We start from the raw sequence: 19,219 nt of genomic DNA, 5'->3' as shown, positions 1-19,219 counted from the left end.
GGCGGGCTCGGCAAGTTCTTGCCTCTTGAACGGACTTGTGCGAATCCGTGCGATACGGCCGGTCTCGTGTCACGCTGACGCATGGCCGTGCAGCGGCTTGTCCTGGCCGGGAGGGGGCTCGGATGCATCCACTCGTGGTGGGAACAGTCAGGGCCCCGGCGCTGCGAGCAGCCGGGGCCCTGCCTCCCCATGTCCCCCACCCAAGACCCGGAGCCCCGAGCTCTCAGGGTCTTTCCCCACGGGCCCCCTTCCCGGTAGGGCCCGCCTCCCGGCAGATGTCTCCCCGTGGCGGGCGCGGCCAATCCCCGAGTGAGGTCACTCGAACGAGGGGTATTCCGCGCCAACGCGGTGCGTTCGAATAGGGGTTCGATAGTGTGGAAGTGCTCACGGGACGATTGGGGGTGCCAGGGCACATGGTGCGACGCATCGATGTAGCAGGGGCAGGCGGCGTGCGTCTCGCCGCCTGGGAATTCACCGACCCGCCCAAGAGCGGCGGCGGACTGGAGGAGCCCGAGCAGCGTCCGGGTGTGCTGCTGCTCCATGGCCTGATGGGGCGCGCCTCGCACTGGGCGGCCACCGCCCGCCGGCTGAGCGCCCGGCACCGCCCGGTCGCGCTGGATCAGCGGGGCCACGGCCGCAGCGAGAAGCCCGCCGTGGGGCCGTACGACCGCGAGGCGTATGTCGATGACGCCATCGCCGCCGTCGAGCAGCTCGGCCTCGCCCCCGTCGCCCTTGTGGGGCATGCCATGGGCGCCCTGACGGCGTGGCAGTTAGCGTCCCGGCGACCGGATCTGGTGAGTGCGCTGGTGATCTGCGACATGCGGGCGTCGGCGCTGGGTGCGGCCTCGCAGCGCGAATGGACCGAGTGGTTCCGGTCCTGGCCGGTGCCGTTCGCGACGCTCGCCGATGTCCGCAAATGGTTCGGTGAGGACGATCCGACCCTGGAGCGGCCCCGGCCGGCCCGTGGCGAGTATTTCGCCGAGGTGATGGCCGAGCGCGCCGACGGCTGGCGCCCCGTCTTCTCCCGCCGGCAGATGCTCACCGCCCGTGAGACCTGGGTCCATGACGCCCATTGGGAGGAGCTCGCCCAGGTGTCCTGCCCGGCCCTCGTCGTCCGCGGACTCGATGCCGAACTCGGCCGTGCCGAAGCCCAGGAGATGGTCCGGGTGCTGCCGCGCGGCGCCTACGCCGAAATCCCCGACGCCGGCCATCTGCTCCCCTGGGAACAACCCGACGCCTGGTGCGCTGCCATCGAACCGTTTCTCCATGCGGCGACGTTGCCCGGGTGAGTGCCTCTGGCCGGGGCTCTCGGGCCACGGCTCCCCGTGGGGCCGCGTCGCACGGCGTACGTCGCACGGTCCGCGTCGCACACCCGCCTGTGCGGGGCCGTGGCTCCTCGCCTCGCCCCACACCGCCCCATGACGGGCCGATCAGATCCCGCCAGGCCCTGCCAGCTCCCGGCCGGATGGACCAGGGGGGACGTCCCCCCTGGTCCAAGGACCGTCACCGTGCGGCGGCTTGGGGCAGCCCGCGGACCAGGCCTCGTCCGCACGGCACCACTCCCCACCAACCGGCCGGGGCCGCACCCTCACCCCTTGCTGACCGCCCCCAGGATTTCCGGCAGTCGGGCCGCCACCCGGGGCGCCGCCACCCGCAGGCCCGCCTCGGCGAGTCCCAGGCCGTAGACCGCTCCGGCCGGCAGCAGCATCCACAACAGCTGGTGCAGACCCGCCACATGCAGCCAGATGGTCAGCCCCAGCAGCGGGCTGCACAGCACCGCGGCGACCAGGACCCCGCCGAAGAGGCTGAACCAGGCGATCGCGCCCTGTCCCGGTGCGACGTTCTTGTTGCCCTCCGAGGGGATCGAATACGGGAACAGCGCCGACGACATCGCGCCGGTGGCCAGCAGTGCGCCCAGGACGGCCAGCGAGAGGCCGTACACCTCCATGAAGTCCGACCACGGCCCGATGAGTGCCGCGGAGCCGACGACGACCAGCGTGACGTAGGGGGCGGCCACCAGCGCCAGCGTCAACGCGCGGGCCCGCAGCTCCTGATAGGCGTCGCGCGCGGTGGCGAGCGTCGAGGCGACCATCCAGAACGCCGAGGTGTCCTGGCCGAACTGGTTGTACATCATCGATCCGAGCAGCGCGGAGGCCCAGAACGCCATGTACATGCTGCCGTTGCCCTGCGCGGAGGTGGCGATCGGGAGCAGCAGGCCGACGCCGAGCGCGGTGGCCCAGGCCATCTTCGACTTGGGGTCGCGCCAGGCGTAGCGCAGCGAGCGGAGCATGACGGTGCCGGTACGGCCGTCCGGCAGCAGCCGTGCGAGCCCGCGTGCCCCGGTGCCGGACCGGCGGGCGCCGTCCTTCTCCAGCGCCTGGAGGGTGGAGGAGTCCGGGGAGGTCATCAGGGCGGTCAGCGTGCGCTGCCACCACCACAGCAGCAGCGCGAGGGCCAGCGCCGTCAGCGCCAGACCGGCCAGCGCCCGCCCGTACGCCCCGTGCCCGGCGTCGTCGACGGCGCCGAGCGCGGAGGCCGGCGGCACCCAGCGCAGCACCTCGCCCAGCGGTTCCAGTACGGACAGGCCGTCCGGCCGCCCCAGCCGCTGGGCGGCGAAGTTGACGCCCTGCCCGCCGAGCGCGATGAACAGCCCGCCCAGCACGGCGAGATCGCGGCCGCGGCGGCTGGTCAGCAGCCGGACCGAGGCGGTGGCGATGGCCCGCGCCAGCGCCACGCACACCAACAGCACCAGGACGGCGGCCACGACACCCACGACCACGGCGACCGGGCCGTCGGCGACCGCGATCACCGCGCCGGCCACCAGCATGAGGGTGACCACCGGGCCGATGCCGACGAGCGAGGCCGTCAGCAGCGAGACGATCAGCGGCCGCGGCCGCAGCGGCAGCATGACCAGCCGGGTCGGATCGAGCGTCTCGTCGCTCCCGGGGAAGAACAGCGGCATCACCGCCCAGCCCACGGTGAGGATCCCGGTGAGCAGGACGGTCAGCGCACCGGCGTGCGCATTGCCGCGCAGCGCGGTCAGCCCCAGCACGACTGCGGCGGCGAACAGCAGGCCGACGACGATGGAGGCGACATACGCCAGGGTGCGCCCGGTCGACTGGCGCAGCCCGTTGCGCAGCAGCGACAGCTTCAGCCGGACGAAGACGCCGGTCAGGGAGGGTGCGGCGGCGGGGCGGGCGGCCGCGGCGGATGCGGTGCTCATCGGGCGCGGCCCCCGCCCAGCCAGTCGAGGTTCGCGCCCGCGCCGCGGTCCTGCGCGCCGACGAGTTCGAGGAAGGCGTCCTGCAGCGAGGGCGCCGCGCCGCGTACCTCGGCGAGCGGTCCGTCGGCCCGGATCCGCCCGGCGGCCAGCACCGCGACCCAGTCGCACAGCGACTCGACCAGCTCCATCACATGGCTGGAGAAGATCACGGTGGCGCCGGAGGCGGTGTAGCGCTCCAGGACGCCGCGGATGGTCTGTGCCGACACCGGGTCGACGCCCTCGAAGGGCTCGTCGAGGAAGAGGATTTCGGGGTTGTGCAGCAGGGCGGCCGCCAGCCCGATCTTCTTGCGCATACCGGTGGAGTAGTCCACCACCAGCTTGTGCTGGGCGCCCGACAGGCCGAGCACGTCCAGCAGCTGCGCGGCACGCGTGTCGACCTCGTCGCCCGGCAGACCGCGCAACCGGCCTATGTAGCTGAGGAGTTCGCTTCCCGACAGCCGCTCGAAGAGCCGCAGCCCCTCGGGCAGTACCCCGATCCGGGACTTGACCGACACCGGGTCCTGCCAGACGTCGTGCCCGCCGATCTCGACCGTCCCCGCGTCCGGCCGCAGCAGGCCGGTCACCATGGACAGGGTGGTGGTCTTGCCTGCGCCGTTGGGGCCGACCAGTCCGATGAAGCGGCCGGCCGGGAGCGTCAGATCGATGCCGTGGACGGCGGTCTGCTCGCCGAACTTCTTCCACAGGCCCTGGATGCGGACGGCGGGCGGACCGGCCATGACCTCCCCGGGGGCCGTGGCCGGCCCGCCCGGAGCGGTGGTGCTGTGCTGCGGCGGTGCCGTCTCGGCCCGCCCCTCGATGTGTTCCGGCTCGTTCGCCACCGGTCCTGCCCTTCGACGTCCCCGCAGGGGCCGGTCCCGACCCCCGTCCGGCGTCCCACGATACGGCCGGGTTGCCGGACGGAGCCGTTCCGCGGGGGCGTCAGCGGCACGCGCCTGCCAGTCAGCGTGCGCGGGCCGCGACCGCCTCCCGGGCGCAGGCGTAGCCGAGCGGGCTGATCAGCTCCTCCGCGTCCGGCAGCCAGCGGTTGGCGGCGGTGGGGCGGCGGGCCCACTGCACGACGCCGTGCGCGCCCACCCGGGTCGGCGGCGCGGCGATGTACTCGCCCTCGCCGCGGCAGATCAGATCGAGCACCGCCGGCACCCACCCCAGGCCCCGGATGAGGGCGGGCACCTTCGCCGAGGCGCCGGGCAGGACGAGGAAGAGCATCCGGCGGTCGGGGGTGCGCAGGACGGGGCCGGGCGGCAGCTCCATCCGCTCCATGCGGGCCAGCGCCAGACAGCCCGCGGTCTCGGGCACCTCCAGCGCCTCGAAGGTCCGGCCGGTCGGCAGCAGGATCGAGGCCCGCGGTCGGCTGCTCCACAGCCGGCGGACGGCGCTCGCGCTGCCGGTGGCCTCGCCGGCCCAGCCGGGCGCGGTGGGATGCGCGCCGGGCGCAGCGCAGTCGTGGGCGCGGCACGAGCAGCGCGGCGTCCTGCCGTCGTGCTCCAGCCATGCGCCGGGGAACACGTCCCAGTGGCGCTCCTCCGCATAACGCACCGCAGTGTCCAGCAGCTGCTCGCCGCGCTGCGTGGGGAGCTGCGGGGCCCCTGTGACTCCGATGGTCTTTTCCACGCTCAGGACAACTCCCTTTGTGACCAAGGGTTACGCCCAAATGGCTGACGTCCGGGGCGCATCGTTCCCGCATGTGGGGCGCATGGGAGCACCGGTGGGGGCGCGTGTGCGGGCGGGGCCCGGCGAACGGGTAGCCACCTGCCTGACGGGCGGAGAGGCCGCCCGGCGGCAGGCCGGCGTGGATCCCGGGGAGCCCGGCACGGCGGCGCCGCGAACTGCGTACGGACACCGCGCACCAGCCCATTCGTGAACGAGCGCCACGCACCGAGGACGCACCACACCGGATCCACCCCGCTCACCAACCGCGCACAACCGCGCATCCTCGGAACGGTGCGTACCGCTCTGATCCCACTTATCGCGCATATCACGGAACTCTCGGATATCCGGTATATGCCTGGGGAATCGATCACGGGGAACGGCGTTCGTCGGTGAACGCGCGCAGCAGTACTCAGGGGGTACCAGCATGGCCGCCAGGCCACTCGTCGCACGGCAGCCCAACGAACGGCTCCAGTCGCTGATCCAGGAAGCCGCCTGCTCCAACGCGGGCCTCGCCCGCCGCGTCAACATGTGCGGTGCGGAGCACGGTCTCGACCTCCGCTACGACAAGACCTCCGTGGCCCGGTGGCTGCGCGGACAGCAGCCGCGGGGGCGGGCTCCGGCCGTCATCGCCGAGGCGCTGGGCCGCAAGCTGGGGCGCACGGTCACCATCGACGAGATCGGGATGGCCGACGGCAAGAACCTCGCGTCCGGGGTGGGGCTGCAGTTCTCGCCGACCGTCCTCGGGGCGATCGAGCAGGTCTGCGAGCTGTGGCGCAGCGATGTCGGGCGGCGCGACTTCCTCAGCGGCTCCACGGTCGCGGCCTCGGCGCTGGTGGAGCCCAGCCGCGACTGGCTGATCACCGGCGCCGATGTCCAGGTCGCCCGGAACGCCGGGGCGCGCGTGGGGATCTCGGATGTCGAGGCGGTCCGCGCGATGACCTCGGCGCTCAGCGAACTCGACCACCGCTTCGGCGCCGGGCATGTCAGGCCGGTCGTCGTGCACTACCTCAACAGCGTCGTCTCGGGGCTGCTGGCCGGCTCCTACCGCGAGTCGGTGGGGCGGGAACTCTTCGCCGCCGTCGCACGGTTGACGGAGCTGGGCGGCTACATGGCCGTCGACACCGGCCAGCCGGGCCTGGCCCAGCGCTACTACATCCAGGCGCTGCGGCTCGCCCAGGCGGCCGGTGACCGCGGCTACGGCGGCTACGTCCTGGCCGCGAGCATGAGCCATCTCGCCGCCTCACTCGGCAACCCGCGCGAGATCGCCCAGCTCGCCCGCGCCGCCCAGGAAGGCGCCCGCGGCCATGTCACCCCGCGTGCGGAGGCGATGTTCTGCGCGGCGGAGGCGCGCGGACATGCGCTGCTGGGCGACGGCCGGGCCTTCCAGGCGGTGGCCGGCCGGGCGGTCGCCGCGATGGAGCGGGCCGAGGCGGCCGCCGACGCGGGCGACGACCCGGTGTGGATCGCCCACTTCGACCCGGCCTATCTGGCCGATGAACTCGCCCACTGCCACCGGGACCTGGGGCAGCCGGGGCCCGCCGGACAGCGTGCGCAGGAGGCGCTGGACGGGCATCCGGAGAGCCGGGCGCGGCGCCGGGCCATCGGCCTGCTGCTGCTGGCCGGCGCCCAGGCGCAGCAGCGCGAGGTGGAACAGGCCTGCCATACGGGCACGCAGGCGGTGGAGCTGCTCGGCGAGCTGCGCTCGGACCGGGGCGCGGAGTATCTGGAGGACTTCCAGGTGCGGTTGGAGCCGTACCGCGACGAACCCGTGGTCAGGGAGTTCAGCGCACGGCTGGAACTGCGGGCCGCCGCGGCGTGAGCAACCTCTCGCGCGGGGCCGGAGGCGGTATTTGTCGTGCGGCGTCGGGTTTGTCGTACGGCGTGGGCGGGCCGGTGCGTACGGTCCGCCCACCGAGTTCCGAGGTGGGCGGGGGTGTGACCAGGCGACGTGTCGAACGTTGCTGCGACCCGGTAGCGTGCAGCCGTCGATTCGGTAAGTCTGCACGTTGGTAGGAGTCACGGTGACGCAGAGCGGACAGGGTCACGACCCGCAGAATTCTGCGGCCGGTCCCGCCCGGGAGGGCGTTGTGCTGCCCGCCAACGGTGAGCAGTGGGTGCCCGACCAGCAGGCCGCGCCGGCGGCCGGCCAGCCGTGGGGCCAGCCCTGGGGGCCCGGTCAGCAGAACGCCCCCGCCCCGTACGGCCAGGCGCCCGCCCAGGGCCAGCCGCAGGCGTACGGACAGGAGCAGCCGCAGGGTTACGGCCAGGACCAACAGCAGGGATTCGGCCAAGATCCGCAGCAGGGATACGGCGCACCGCAGGGGCAGCCGCAGAACCCGCAGGCCCCGATGCCGCCGCAGCCGCAGGGCGGCCAGGGCTTCCCGGCGCCGCCCCAAGGGCAGCCGCCCGTACCGCCCCCGCCGCCGGCCCCGCCCGCGATGCCGCAGCAGCCGGCGCCCCGGCACGGTGCACCGCTGCCGCCGGCCGGCCCGGCAGGCCAGTCCACGCCGTCGTACGGCGGCCAGAACGCGCCCGGTGCCCTGCCGCCCGCGGGGCAGCAGCCCTACGACGCCGGACAGCAGCCGCCCCAGCAGGGCTACGGCCAGCAGCCCCAACAGGGCCAGCAGCCCCAGCAGTCGTACGGACAGCCCCAGGGCCCGTCCGGAGCGCTGGTGAAGGCGACCCCGCAGACCGGTGCACCGCTGCCGCCCGCCGCCTCGGGCGACGCGGAGGCCACCGCGCTGATTCCCCCCGTGGGCGGGCAGCCGGGCGGCGCCGTGCCGCTGCCGCCGGAGGCGCACTCCCGGCCCGAGACGCCCGACGAATCCACCACTATGCTGCGCGCGATCAAGCCGAAGCACGGCGGCCCCCAGGGCGCTGCCCAGCCGATGCCCGGCGCTCAGGGTGCGGGCGACAGCGAGGCCACCCAGCTCATCCCGCCGGTGGGCGCCGGCGCACCGCCCCCGCCGCCCGGCGCCCCGTACGGCGTGCGCCCCGGCGCGCCCGGTGACCGCCCCACGCCCGCCGAGTTCGAGGGCCTCTTCCGCGACGGTCCGGGGACGCCCGGAACCGGGTCACCGGACTCCACGGCGCAGCTGCCGCGCTTCGAGGACCCGGGTCGCCCGCCGTACGGGCAGGGCCAGCCGCCCCAGCAGCAGTACGGGCAGCAGTTCCCGCCGGCCGGCGGCTACGACCAGCAGGCCAGGTACGACGAGGACGGCGGCGGGCGCCGCCGGCTCCCCACGGCCGCGCTCATCGGCATCGGCATCGTGGTGCTCGCCGGTGTCGGCCTCGGCATCGGCTGGGCGCTGAGCGGCGACAGCAGCGACGACAGTGCCAAGAAGCAGGACACCGGGGCCGGGGCGGCCAAGACGGCGAAGGAGTCGGACCAGCCGAAGCCGTCCACCGACCCCGCCCAGGCGCAGGCCAAGGACCTGGACGCGCTGCTGGGTGACAGCAACAACAGCCGCTCCTCGGTGATCGGTGCCGTCAACAGCATCAAGACGTGCAGCAACCTCGGCGGCGCGGCCAAGGACCTGCGGGCCGCGGCCGGGCAGCGCAACGACCTGGTGAAGCGGCTGCAGCAGCTCTCCGTCGACAAGATCCCCGACCACGCCCGGCTGACCGCGGCGCTCACCAAGGCCTGGCAGTCCTCGGCCGCCGCGGACAACCACTACGCGGCCTGGGCCGGCCAGGTCGGCGGCAAGAAGGGCTGTCACAAGGGCCGGGCCAAGGGCACCGGGCAGGCAGCCGCGGGCAATGTGGCCAGCGGCCAGGCGACCCAGGCCAAGCGGCAGGCGGCCCAGATCTGGAACCCGCTCGCGCAGAAGTACGGGCTGACGGAGCGCCGTCCCGAGCAGCTCTGAACCACCGAGGGGGCGGGCGCCGCCGGGCGGCCCGCCCCGTCCCGCTCAGCTGTCGGGTCCGCTCAGTCGTCGGAGGGCCGCCGCTCCAGCGTGCTGGTGACGTTCACAAAGCCCTGCCGGGCGGCGGCCAACTCGCCGTCCCGTACGACCTGGTAGGTCACCGTCCCGTTCACGATGCGCGGGAAGTCCTGGACGGCGAGCATGTCCTCGTCGCGCCAGCGCAGCTTGGGGGTCAGCCCGCCGGTGTCGACGGCGCGGTCCCCGCGGTCCAGCGCCTTCTGCAGGGCGTGCGAGGTGATGTCCTCGGTGCCCTGGTCGTCGAGCTGCTCGATGAGCGAGCGCAGCACGGTGTAGGCGATCCAGGTGGTCTGGACGCCCTGGTCGGCCGGGTCGATGCGGTTGTCGTCGAAGGCGAAGTCGGTGATGACCTTGCGCATCGGGTCCCAGCGGTGATCACTGGCGACCGGGTACCAGCCGGTGATGTCCGCGCCCTCCAGCGGCCCGGCCGAGCCGCCCGTACGGTTCACCAGCGACTGGCCGACGCTGCCGAGGACGGAGGCGACCCGCACCCGGAGGTTGTCCTCCTGGAGCCGCCGGAACGAGTCGAAGAACGCATCGGTGTGGTCGCCGAGCGAGGCGCTCACGCAGGAGCCGTCCGCCGTGCCGCCGGCCTTGGCCGTGCCGTAGACGACCGGGTCGGCGTGCACCCCGTCCAGCGCGCGGTTCACCTCGGACGTGTAGTCGGTGCCGTCCTCGGGCGCCTTGATGTCCTTGGCCGGGTGCCGATGGCCGCTCGTCAGGCCGGAGTTGAGCAGCGAGGGCATCTTGTCGCCCTGGATGGTGTCCGGGCGGACCAGCGCGACGCGCCGGCAGTCGCCGGCCAGCTGGCGGCCGTTCCCGGCGAGCAGGGACGCCTGGCCCCCGTTGACCGGGTAGGACAGCGGGCTCTCGAACTCCTCGTCCGAGGCGCCGTAGCCGCCGATGAAGGGGACGCCCTTGACCTCCAGCGGCGACATGAACGAGCGGCCGAACTGGCTGTACGAGCCGACCACGGCGACCGCACCCTCGTCCACCGCGCGCTGCGCGCACTGCGCGGCGTACACCGAGTCGTTGCGCTCGTTGCAGGTCAGCACCCGCAGATGGTGGCCCCGGATGCCGCCGCGGGAGTTGACCCAGCGGGCGTAGGCCTGCGCCATGGCCGGCATACCCGGCATATTGGTCGCCTTGGTGTCCTCGGGGGCCCAGGTCATCACCGTGATCGGGTCCTTCTCCCCGGGATCCGCTCCTGGGAGCGAGCCGCAGCCCGAGAGCAGGGATGCTATGACCGCCGTACATGCCGCCGCCGAAGCGATCGGGACCACACGCGCACGGGAAAGGGGGCGGGGGATAAGGCATCGCCGTCCGGTCATGACACCGCAGCCTTCCGTCCTACCCGGAACGGGCGAGTGACGATAAGGCAAGGGATGGTGACGCTGAGGTGAACTCCAGGGGGCTGCTTGAGATCACCTGACCGGAACGTACGATCCAATACTGTGCAAGGTTCGGAGAAGTCTTCCCGTCGTGGCCGTCGCTCCCCCACCATGGGCGGCATGCCGCTCAACGACATGCCGTGGTGGCGCTGGCGCAGCAATGTGCGCTCCGCGCTGCACATGCTCTCCGACCCCGCCTTCCAGCAGGAGGCCTGGCTCGCCGGCCGGCCCGGCTACGGCGATGTCACCGACGCCGTCTACCGGCTCGTCGAGGACACCTGGCTGGACAACTGGTCCGCCGAGAAGTACGTCGGCACGATCTTCCGGGACAGCCAGGAGGCCCAGCTCGTCGACGCCGCCGTGCTGCGGGTGCTGCGGATCATGCACCAGGTCGGCGCGGACGCTCCGGTCGCCGCGTACATGGAGCACCAGGGCTGGCCGGAGGCCGTCCGTGCGGCCCGGGAGGCCCATGTGCAGCTGGCGACCGCGGACGGCGAGGACCCCGATGCGGTGCCCCGCTCGCTGGAGGTGCTGGCCATCATGACCGGTCAGGCGGACGCCCCGGCCTGACCCGCTCCGCGGGTGTGCGACCCTATGAGGTCATGAACGAGTCGCAGCCCACCCAGCCCGGTCCGCACGATCGGAACGAACAGTACGTCCTCACCCTGTCCTGCCCGGACAAGCAGGGGATCGTGCACGCCGTGTCCAGCTACCTCTTCATCACCGGCTGCAACATCGAGGACAGCCAGCAGTTCGGCGACCGGGACACCGGGCTGTTCTTCATGCGGGTCCACTTCAGCGCGGACACCTCGGTGAGCGTCGACAAGCTGCGGGCCAGCTTCGCGGCGGTGGGCGACTCCTTCGGCATGGACTGGCAGATCCACCGGGCCGACGAGAAGATGCGGATCATCCTGATGGTGTCCAAGTTCGGGCACTGCCTCAACGACCTGCTCTTCCGCTCCCGGATCGGGGCGCTGCCGGTCGAGATCGCGGCCGTGGTCTCCAACCACACGGACTTCGCCGAGCTGGTCGGCTCGTACAACATCCCCTTCCACCACATTCCGGTCACCCGCGACACCAAGGCCGAGGCCGAGGCGCGGCTGCTGGAGCTGGTCGAGGCCGAGCAGGTCGAGCTGGTGGTCCTGGCCCGCTATATGCAGGTGCTCTCCGACGATCTGTGCAAGGCGCTGTCCGGCCGGATCATCAACATCCACCACTCCTTCCTCCCGAGCTTCAAGGGCGCCAAGCCGTACCACCAGGCCCACGCCCGCGGCGTCAAGCTCATCGGGGCCACCGCGCACTACGTCACCGCGGACCTCGACGAGGGCCCGATCATCGAGCAGGAGGTCGAGCGGGTCGGCCACGAGGTCACCCCGGACCAGCTCGTGGCGATCGGCCGGGACGTCGAGTGTCAGGCACTGGCCCGCGCCGTGAAGTGGCACAGCGAACGCCGGGTGCTGCTGAACGGCAGCCGGACGGTCGTCTTCGCGTAGCGGCTCGTCTTCGCGTGACGGCTCGTCTTCGCGTGACGGCCGGCATGCCTTTAACGGCCGGAATGCCTTCCGCACCGCTCACGTTGCGAATGCCTTCCGCACCGCTCACGTTCGGAGTGCCTTCCGCACCGGTTCGGAATACCTTCCGCACCGCTTACGTTGTGGCCCCGAGGGGGCGCTCGGACCCCCTACGGGACATGTTCGACCGCCCCCTACTGGCAGGACTTTGCGCCCCCGACCTAGAGCCGGGAGAGCGACGCCGTCGCGAAGAGGACGTCGCGGATCGCGTCGCGTTCGCCGCGCTGGCCCGCGGCGGCCTCCTCGGGGGAGATGTGGCCGGCGGCCAGCTGGCAGAACTCGGCGCTGTCCAGGGCGATGTGGGCGACGGTGTGCTCGGGGGTGCCCAGGGCGGCCGGTGAGTCCAGCGGTATGTACCAGTGGCCGCCGCCGTTGCCCTCGACCTCCAGATGGAGGGTGCGGCCCGGGGCGCCCGCCTCGACCAGCCGCTGCGGCGGCGCGGCGAGCCCGGCCCGTCTGCGGTCGGCCAGCGCGCTGGGCAGCAGCCGGGCGGCGAGGTCGACCAGCTGGTGGAGGTGCGCGGCGGCCGGGGGCTCGTACGGATAGTCCACCGCCTCGGCGATGTCGCCGGCGTGCACCCAGCACTCGAAGGCGCGGTCCAGGAACGAGTCGCGCAGCGGGAGCCGGAAGTCGCCGTAGGGTACGGCGAGTTCGGCGACCTTGGTGCCGGCGAACGACACCTGGCGGATCAGCGCGCTGCTCTGGTCGCGCCACGGGGCGTGGGTGGCGAGCGGGCTCTGCTTCTCGTCCGCCGCTCGCCAGAACGTTTCCGTACGGATGAGGGGATCCGGGGCGCCCGGCGGGGCGGCGGTGCCGAGCGGGTCGGTCAGCCCGAGGGCCGTCGCGACCAGGCCGTCCACCGCCATCAGATGTCCCATGACACCGGCGACGGTGGTCTCCCGCTCGACCGGGCGCTCGCCCTCGAACCAGCGCAGCCGCACCGGGGCGCGCCACTCCGCCGCGCCCATGTCCCGCAGCAGTGCGTCCAGCTTGGCGGTCTCCGCGTCGTACGGCGTCGCCCACTCGGGCACCGGGATACGGGCCGGCCGCCGGCCCAGGCAGCCCTCCAGCACACGGGAGCGCAACAGCGGATCGAGATCGAGGCTGTCGGCGGGGTGCAGCAGTCCGACGGCCTCGCGCAGCCGCAGTGCTTCGTCCGCGCAGGAGGCGCAGTCGGTCAGATGCGCCTCGACGGCGGCCGTCTCCTCGGCGGAGCAGGCCGCCAGCGCCCAGGCGCCGAGCAGCGACTTGAGGATCCGGTGCGGCGGGGCGCCGGCCGGCGCCGGAAGGATCACGGGTGCGATGGGTGCCACGGGCGGCTCGGTCCCGTCGAGGCCGTCCGGCTCGGTGACGGGCGCCGGAGGGGCGTCCGGGAGCGGGCCGCGGTCCTCGGCGGCGGCGCGCGGTGATGGTATCCGCGGCCGTTCGCCGGGGCTGCCGGGCAGTTCGCGGCCGTCCCACTCATCCGGGCCGTTCACAGTGACCGTCCGTGGCCCGGGCCGGGCGGCGCGGCGGTCCCCGGGCCGGTGTACGGGGAGTGCGGCGGGCGCGGGCCACGGGGAGCGTGCGGGGTGCGGGCGGTGGGGGCCGGGTGCGCGGCGCGGTGGGCCGGCGGCAGGGCCTGGTGGTTGCGGGCGGTGGACAGCAGCTGCAGTCCCAGACGGAGCCGGCGCCGGGCCTCGTCCTCCGTGACGCCCAGGTCGGCGGCGGTCTGGCGGTAGTCCCGGCGCTGGAAGTACGCCAGCTCCAGGGCGGCCCGCAGGGGCGCGGGCATGGACGTGACGATGTAGTCGGCGCGGGCTGCGGTGGAGGCTTCGTGAATCTTCTGCTCTATCTCGGCGGGCTCGGGGGCCTCGGCTCCGCCGTCGCGCGCCGAGGCGGCCTCGGTCTGGCGCAGCCGCTGGACGGCCTGATGGCGGGTGACCGCGGCGACCCAGGAACGCAGGGTGCCCTGCTTGGGGTCGTAGGAATCCGGGTGCTCCCAGACGTAGGCGAACACTTCGCGGGTGACGCGGTCGGCGGCGTCCTCGTCGTCCAGGACGCGGTGGGCGAGGCTGTGTACGAGAGAGGCGAAGCGGTCGTAGACCTCGCCGAGCGCAGCGGCTTCGCCGTGGGTGAGCCGCTGTTGCATCCGCCTGTCCCAACGCGGTGACGCGTCGTGTCCCATCGGGTCCTCATCCCTGCCCGCCGCCTCCGGGCTCACACCTCAGCCGTCACACCTGCACCCGCTCCGGGCCTGTGTGCACCCTCACAGGCCCGCCGTGCCCTCGAATGTAATGCGCGGGTCCGACAACGCACGCTCCTTTGCGGCAAACCGAGCCCGGGGTGGGACGGGAATGGTAAGAGCCGGATGCTGGAAGCCCTCGCTTTGTGGCGATACCACCTGATGCTTTGTGGCGATACCGTCTGTTGCTTTGTGGCGATACTGCCCGATCGAAGCGGATCGATGCCGATCGTTCTTGTCCGCTCAGAGGTATGTGTTATCCGTGTGTGACCGGATGTCGGCGAAAGGCAGGGGGCGCCTGGGCATAGCCTTGGGCGGGACGGCCCGTTGCGCCAAGGGTTCCCAGGTGTTTCAGGGGAGAGAGGCCGGGCAGTCGAGGCGGGGAAGGGTGAGTTCCGGACACCACCGGGATCATCCGGTACGAAAGCGAGCGAAAGGCTTCGAGCGCGTGTCGTTGAAGGTGGCAGAAGACGAAAAGGGCCCATGGGCCGTCCTGCAGGTCTCCGGTGAGATGGACCTGGTCACGTCGCCTGCGGTGCGCCAGCATGTGCACGACGCGGTGGCCGACGGCCGGCGCTCCCTCGTGCTCGATCTCTCCGAGGTGAGGTTCTGCGATTCCAGCGGCGTCGGGGTGCTGATCGCCGCCCGCCGGCTGATGCGCTCCTGTCAGGGGCGGCTGCGGCTGATCCTCCCGGCGCAGGGCGCCGTGGACGGTTCGCACGTCAACCGGGTGCTGGCCGCACTCGGCGTCCGCCGCCTCTTCGAGGTCTACCCCGACCTGCTCACCGCCGTCGACGAGGCGGCCGCACCGCTCACCGCCTGACGCGCTCCCTCACTGACGCGGCCCGCCGCCCGAGGCGGATCGCCGCCCGAGGCGGATCGCCACCTGAAGCGGATCGCCACCTGAAGCGCGGGCTTCGACTCACCGGCCCGCACTCACCCGCCCTCACCTTCACCCGGCCCCGTACTCACCCGGCCCCGAGTTCACCCGGATCGGAGCCCACCCGCCCGTACGGCAGCTCCGCCCGTACGACGAAGCCGCCGTCGGAGGTGCGCCGCGCCTCCAGCGTTCCGCCGAGGCTCTGGGCGCGCTCGCGCAGCCCGACCAGCCCGTGTCCGCCGCCGGGCAGCGCAGGGACCGTGGCCGTCGCATCCGGCGGCCCGTTGCGGATCTCCACCCGCAGTCCGTGCCCCGCACGGCTCTCGTCGGCACCCCCGGACCTGCCCGCGCCTTCTCCCTTCCCCTGCACCGCGTCGTCCAGCGGATCCACGCGTATCCGGACCCGTGCCCCCGGCGCATGTTTGCGGACGTTGGTGAGCGCCTCCTGGACCGTACGGAAGGCCGCCCGCTCCACCGTCTTCGCGCCCTGCGCACCGGCCACCACGCCGCCCTCGTACGTCACATCCAGCGCGCTCATCTCGATCAGCCGCGGCAGCTCCTCCAGATCGGGCTGCGGCGCGAGATCCTGGGCCGCCCCGGCGTCGCCGCCGTCCGCCCGCAGTACACCCACCATGTGCCGCAGCTCCTCCAGCGTCCGTACGGACAGCTCCCGTATCGTCCGGGCCCCGGCGCGCGCCGCCGCGTCCTCCGTACTGACCTGCACCGCCCCCGCCTGCAGGCTGATCAGGCTGACCTGGTGGGCCACCACATCGTGCATCTCCCGGGCGAGCCGGGCGCGTTCGGTGGTCTTGACCCGGTCCGCGAGCAGCCGGTCCTCGCGGCGCAGACTGCGGGTCAGATCCTCGACGCGGGAGGCGAGTTCCCGCCGGGTGCGCATCAGCAGGCCCAGGGCGATCGGTGCGGCCGAGGTGACGGTGGCGTCGATCAGCACCAGGGTGTTCTCGCGGTAGTCGGTGAGTTCGAAGTCGGAGATCGGATACGGGAAGAAGTGCGCGGCGATCAGCAGCAGCGCACAGATGACCAGCCGCGCGCGGCCGGGCCGGCGGGCGGCCAGGGTGTAGAGCCCGATCATCGGCGCGAACCAGATGTAGCCGATGTAGAGGCCGGGGAGGGTGAGGAGGAAGACCAGCAGGGGGAAGCGCCGGCGCAGCAGCAGCACTACCGCGGCACCGACCGAGACGCCCAGCTCCAGGCCCAGTCCGACGCCGTTGACCAGCATCGCGTCGGCGATCGCGAGCAGCACCGGGACCGTCACCGGCGTGATCCGGCGCAGCAGCCGTCCCGGGGCCCCGTGCGCCGCCGCGCGCCACGCGGCCGCCAGCGGCCCGGCGGGCCCCCGACGACGCTCCCGCCCCCCGCCGGTGCTCACCACGACCCCCGCGGAGCGCCCGTCACCAGGCCCGCGCGGTCAGCGACGATGGCCGCCTGGACGCGGTTGATGCCGCCCAATTTGCCCAGCAGGGCGCGCACATGGTCCTTGACCGTACTGGGGGCCAGCCCCATCCGGTCGGCTATCTGGGCGTTGCCCAGGCCCTCGCCGAGCAGGGCGAGCACCTCCGACTCCCGCGGCGTCAGCCCGCGCACCGCCCGTGCCGCCGCGCTCTGGTCCTCGGCGGTCAGATAGCCGCCGATCACCGCACGCGTCACCCCCGGGTCCAGCACGCTGCCGCCGTCCGCCAGCGTCCGTACGGCGCGGACGAGTTGCTCCGGGTCGGAGTCCTTGAGCAGGAACCCGGCCGCGCCCTCGCGCAGCGCCGCGGTCAGGTACTCCTGGGCGTCGAAGGTGGTCAGCATCGCCACCGCGGGCGGTTCGGGGGCGGCGAGCAGCCGGCGCAGTACGGTCAGCCCGTCCACGTCCGGCATCCGGATGTCGAGCAGCACGACCTCGGCCGCGCACCCCAGGACGGTCTCCACGGCCTCTGCCCCACTACAGTCCGCGACCATCTCGATGTCCGGGGCGGTCCCCAGGATCATCCGCAGTCCGGATCTGACCAGCCGCTCGTCGTCCACCACAGCGACACGGATCACCGGCCGCCCCTTTCTCCTACGCACCCGTTCCGAGCCCGCGGAACCGCCCGGCGCTGCGCGACTCCGTCCCCCGCCGTACGGGCCCGCCCTGCGACGGACCCACACCCCCGCCGAGCGGCGGGGGTCAGCCCGCGACCTCTGGAGGATGTCCCGGGGCAGGCCCCGTTGGCAGAGTGGTCCTTATGCTGCACCACTGAAGAGGCCACAAGCCCAGGACGCGTTGCAGTTCACATCGGCGGCCGCCGCGACCCCCACACGCGACGGCCGTCTTTGGTTGTGCGGGGGCGGTCCGGAGGGGGATCTCCCCCGCACAACCAGGGCGTTTGCGGCGGTCCTACGCGGACGGGGCATCCTTCGCCCCCAGGCGCGCACCACAACTCTCCGCGACCCCGTTACGCATCCCCGAGCGCAGTGGTGAGCTGCGCCGCCCGATACCGCAACTCCCGTGCGCCCGCCCCCGGTCCGTGCCCGTTATCCCGGAGCCGTCGCCCCTACACCCCGCCGTTGCGCCCCACCGCCGGCGTCCGGAAGCCCTCCGCCCGCACCTCGCCGTACGGTCCGAAGCCGCGCCCGGTGGCCAGGACGACCACGGAGGTCATGGCCGCCAGGCCGTATGCCGTCGTGGCCATGGACAGCGCGCCCGCGGGCGTCTCGACGGACTGGTTGAAGAAGTCCGTGACGGTCAGCCAGACCACGGTGCGCACGGTGAGATACAGCTCCATCGCGGCGAAGACCAGGAGTGCGCCGCGGACTTCCCGCCGGCCGCGGAAGGCCAGTACGCCCAGGACCAGCAGGACGAGCACCGACCCCAGGGTGGTGAACTCGGCGGACGCCGTCATGTCGAGGGTGCCCAGCACCGAGCCGTCGACCGCATCGCGCAGATAGCGCAGCGCGTCCGCCTCGGTGGCCGTCAGATCGGCCACCACCCAGCCGAGCCGGGCCAGGCCCATCAGCAGGAACAGCACGCCGCAGATCCGCGACGAGCGGCGCCAGTCGGCCTCCGGGGCGGGCGCGCTCCGGCCGGCCGGCCGGGCGGAGCGCCACCGCTCGCTCGCCGGGAACATCACGCACAGCACGACCAGCGCCACCACCAGCCCCAGACCGCGGGTGGCCAGCGCCCAGCTGCCCAGCGGGTCGTTGCTGTACTCATGGCGGTAGGCGGCGTGGCACAGGCCCACGCCCTCCCGTAACGAGGCGGCGAGCAGCAGGAAGCCCGACATCAGGGCGGCGGAGCGGGCCAGCCGCCGCTGCGCCAGCGCCAGCCCCGCGATCACCAGGAACGCGGCGGTGAAGGCCCATTCGTACGGGCCGAGCAGCGAGGGCGCGGCGGCGGAAGCCGGATTGAACAGGCCCTCGATGAAGTCCCAGGCGCTGCCGTCGCCTTGGACGATGCCGCAGACCGTCCAGGCGAGCAGCGCGCCCGCGTAGAGGGCCAGGCACAGACCGGTCAGGAGATAGGCGTCGCGGTGCTCCGGGGCGGCCCGGCCCGGGTCGGGGCCAGGGCGGACATCCACCGTTCCTCCGTCCTGCATCACCATGACCGACCCCCGCTCCGCCTCTCGCAGCTGTCGCACCGGCAGTTCCCGTACAACAGCCTCACTGTGTCAAGGACGGCGGGAGAGCCGGTGGAGGTTCCACCCCGTGTGTCGGGTGGTTCCCCTGTCGCATGATCAGCGCACATGGCGGGCGGTGGCCGCGATGTAGTCCCGGATGCCCTGACGGGTGGTGGCCCGCAGCGCGGTGAGGGCCTCGCGGTCCGCGGCCCAGTGCAGCTCGGTCACCGCCGACATCACCTCCTCGCTGCGGCCGAGTATCTCCGGATCCTCGGTCACCATCTGCGCCCGGAACATGGCCTCTTGGGCCGCATAGCGGTTCTTGTAGATCTCCTCGCGCAGCTCCGGGGTGTCCTCGGCGCAGCGCTCGCCCTCGTGCAGCACGAACCAGCGGTGGACGAGGACCCGCCGGTAGTCCAGCAGCGCGCCCGCGTAGGCGCAGTACGCGTCGATCCGCTCCTGCCGCAGCCGCTCCGCGCGGGCGAACCGCTCGCTGCGGTCGGTCGCCCGGCTCTGGAAGAGATGGGTGATGCCGGAACCCAGCAGGGTGCCGACGACGGCCACCACGCTTGCCAAAACTGCTTCCATGGCGGCAGTTGATCACAGCGGGCCGGGCCGGCGGCAGGGTGTGCGCGACCATGGCCGGTCCGTGCGGCGTGACCCCTGGCGGCCGG

At 73.0% G+C, this 19,219-nt stretch carries 15 protein-coding genes and 1 pseudogene; 6 read left to right on the top strand and 10 right to left on the bottom strand.

Going from position 1 to position 19,219, the window contains the following annotated elements; all coding sequences use genetic code 11:
- Window positions 1-413: 413 nt before the first annotated feature.
- Window positions 414-1,289 carry an alpha/beta fold hydrolase gene (locus tag CPH93_RS13370; RefSeq protein WP_093484696.1) on the top strand — a complete coding sequence of 292 codons (876 nt, stop codon included), beginning with the start codon at window positions 414-416 and terminating at the stop codon, window positions 1,287-1,289.
- A 299-nt stretch (window positions 1,290-1,588) separates the two neighbouring features.
- Here the strand turns inward: CPH93_RS13370 and CPH93_RS13365 are convergent, their stop codons facing one another.
- The 3 genes from CPH93_RS13365 to CPH93_RS13355 form a co-directional block, all read right to left on the bottom strand.
- Window positions 1,589-3,223, bottom strand: coding sequence for a transporter (locus CPH93_RS13365; protein ID WP_096212976.1), 1,635 nt, complete (start codon window positions 3,221-3,223; stop codon window positions 1,589-1,591).
- Complete coding sequence (locus tag CPH93_RS13360) at window positions 3,220-3,999, bottom strand: ABC transporter ATP-binding protein (RefSeq protein ID WP_173909977.1); 780 nt, start codon at window positions 3,997-3,999, stop codon at window positions 3,220-3,222. Before CPH93_RS13360 ends, CPH93_RS13365 begins: the two co-directional genes overlap by 4 nt.
- A 223-nt stretch (window positions 4,000-4,222) precedes the next feature.
- Complete coding sequence (locus CPH93_RS13355) at window positions 4,223-4,894, bottom strand: bifunctional DNA primase/polymerase (protein WP_096212974.1); 672 nt, start codon at window positions 4,892-4,894, stop codon at window positions 4,223-4,225.
- Window positions 4,895-5,357: 463 nt separating this feature from the next.
- Between CPH93_RS13355 and CPH93_RS13350 the strand changes: the two genes are divergently transcribed.
- Entirely contained in the window at window positions 5,358-6,752 is a 1,395-nt protein-coding gene (locus tag CPH93_RS13350) for a hypothetical protein (RefSeq protein WP_006603776.1), read from the top strand.
- 202 nt (window positions 6,753-6,954) lie between these two features.
- Window positions 6,955-8,799, top strand: coding sequence for a hypothetical protein (locus CPH93_RS13345; protein WP_443031446.1), 1,845 nt, complete (start codon window positions 6,955-6,957; stop codon window positions 8,797-8,799).
- Between the two features lie 62 nt (window positions 8,800-8,861).
- On the opposite strand, the gene CPH93_RS13340 is transcribed toward CPH93_RS13345, so the two are convergent.
- Window positions 8,862-10,208, bottom strand: coding sequence for an ABC transporter substrate-binding protein (locus CPH93_RS13340; RefSeq protein WP_443031445.1), 1,347 nt, complete (start codon window positions 10,206-10,208; stop codon window positions 8,862-8,864).
- 171 nt (window positions 10,209-10,379) lie between these two features.
- Here CPH93_RS13340 and CPH93_RS13335 point away from each other — a divergent pair, with 171 nt between their 5' ends.
- Both CPH93_RS13335 and purU read left to right on the top strand, forming a co-directional pair.
- Window positions 10,380-10,838 carry an SCO4402 family protein gene (locus CPH93_RS13335; protein ID WP_093484703.1) on the top strand — a complete coding sequence of 153 codons (459 nt, stop codon included), beginning with the start codon at window positions 10,380-10,382 and terminating at the stop codon, window positions 10,836-10,838.
- A gap of 32 nt (window positions 10,839-10,870) precedes the next feature.
- Window positions 10,871-11,761 (top strand): formyltetrahydrofolate deformylase, encoded by an 891-nt coding sequence (purU, locus tag CPH93_RS13330; RefSeq protein WP_096212972.1) that lies wholly within the window; start codon window positions 10,871-10,873, stop codon window positions 11,759-11,761.
- A gap of 239 nt (window positions 11,762-12,000) precedes the next feature.
- On the opposite strand, the gene CPH93_RS13325 is transcribed toward purU, so the two are convergent.
- Window positions 12,001-13,317 (bottom strand): zf-HC2 domain-containing protein, encoded by a 1,317-nt coding sequence (locus tag CPH93_RS13325; protein WP_096212971.1) that lies wholly within the window; start codon window positions 13,315-13,317, stop codon window positions 12,001-12,003.
- A 116-nt stretch (window positions 13,318-13,433) separates the two neighbouring features.
- Window positions 13,434-14,006, bottom strand: a pseudogene (locus CPH93_RS13320) (sigma-70 family RNA polymerase sigma factor); the annotation flags it as partial.
- Window positions 14,007-14,511: 505 nt separating this feature from the next.
- On the opposite strand from CPH93_RS13320, the gene CPH93_RS13315 reads away from it, so the two are divergent.
- Window positions 14,512-14,886 carry an STAS domain-containing protein gene (locus tag CPH93_RS13315; protein WP_093484706.1) on the top strand — a complete coding sequence of 125 codons (375 nt, stop codon included), beginning with the start codon at window positions 14,512-14,514 and terminating at the stop codon, window positions 14,884-14,886.
- A 145-nt stretch (window positions 14,887-15,031) separates the two neighbouring features.
- Here CPH93_RS13315 and CPH93_RS13310 read toward each other — a convergent pair whose 3' ends face one another.
- The 4 genes from CPH93_RS13310 to CPH93_RS13295 all read right to left on the bottom strand — a co-directional run bounded on the left by CPH93_RS13310 (window position 15,032) and on the right by CPH93_RS13295 (window position 19,133).
- Window positions 15,032-16,333: a sensor histidine kinase gene (locus CPH93_RS13310; RefSeq protein WP_443031444.1), complete on the bottom strand. Its 1,302-nt coding sequence runs from the start codon at window positions 16,331-16,333 to the stop codon at window positions 15,032-15,034.
- Entirely contained in the window at window positions 16,330-16,992 is a 663-nt protein-coding gene (locus CPH93_RS13305) for a response regulator (RefSeq protein WP_093484707.1), read from the bottom strand. Before CPH93_RS13305 ends, CPH93_RS13310 begins: the two co-directional genes overlap by 4 nt.
- Window positions 16,993-17,483: 491 nt before the next feature.
- A complete protein-coding gene (locus CPH93_RS13300) occupies window positions 17,484-18,566 on the bottom strand; it encodes a hypothetical protein (RefSeq protein WP_231977311.1) in 1,083 nt (360 codons plus the stop codon).
- Between the two features lie 96 nt (window positions 18,567-18,662).
- Window positions 18,663-19,133: a hypothetical protein gene (locus CPH93_RS13295; protein ID WP_093484709.1), complete on the bottom strand. Its 471-nt coding sequence runs from the start codon at window positions 19,131-19,133 to the stop codon at window positions 18,663-18,665.
- Window positions 19,134-19,219 lie beyond the last annotated feature (86 nt).

The organism is Streptomyces sp. 2323.1, assembly GCF_900221035.1.
In the GTDB taxonomy this organism is placed as follows: domain Bacteria; phylum Actinomycetota; class Actinomycetes; order Streptomycetales; family Streptomycetaceae; genus Streptomyces; species Streptomyces sioyaensis.
Note: the sequence above shows the minus strand (reverse complement) of the source record. Positions and strands in the feature narration are given on the sequence as shown.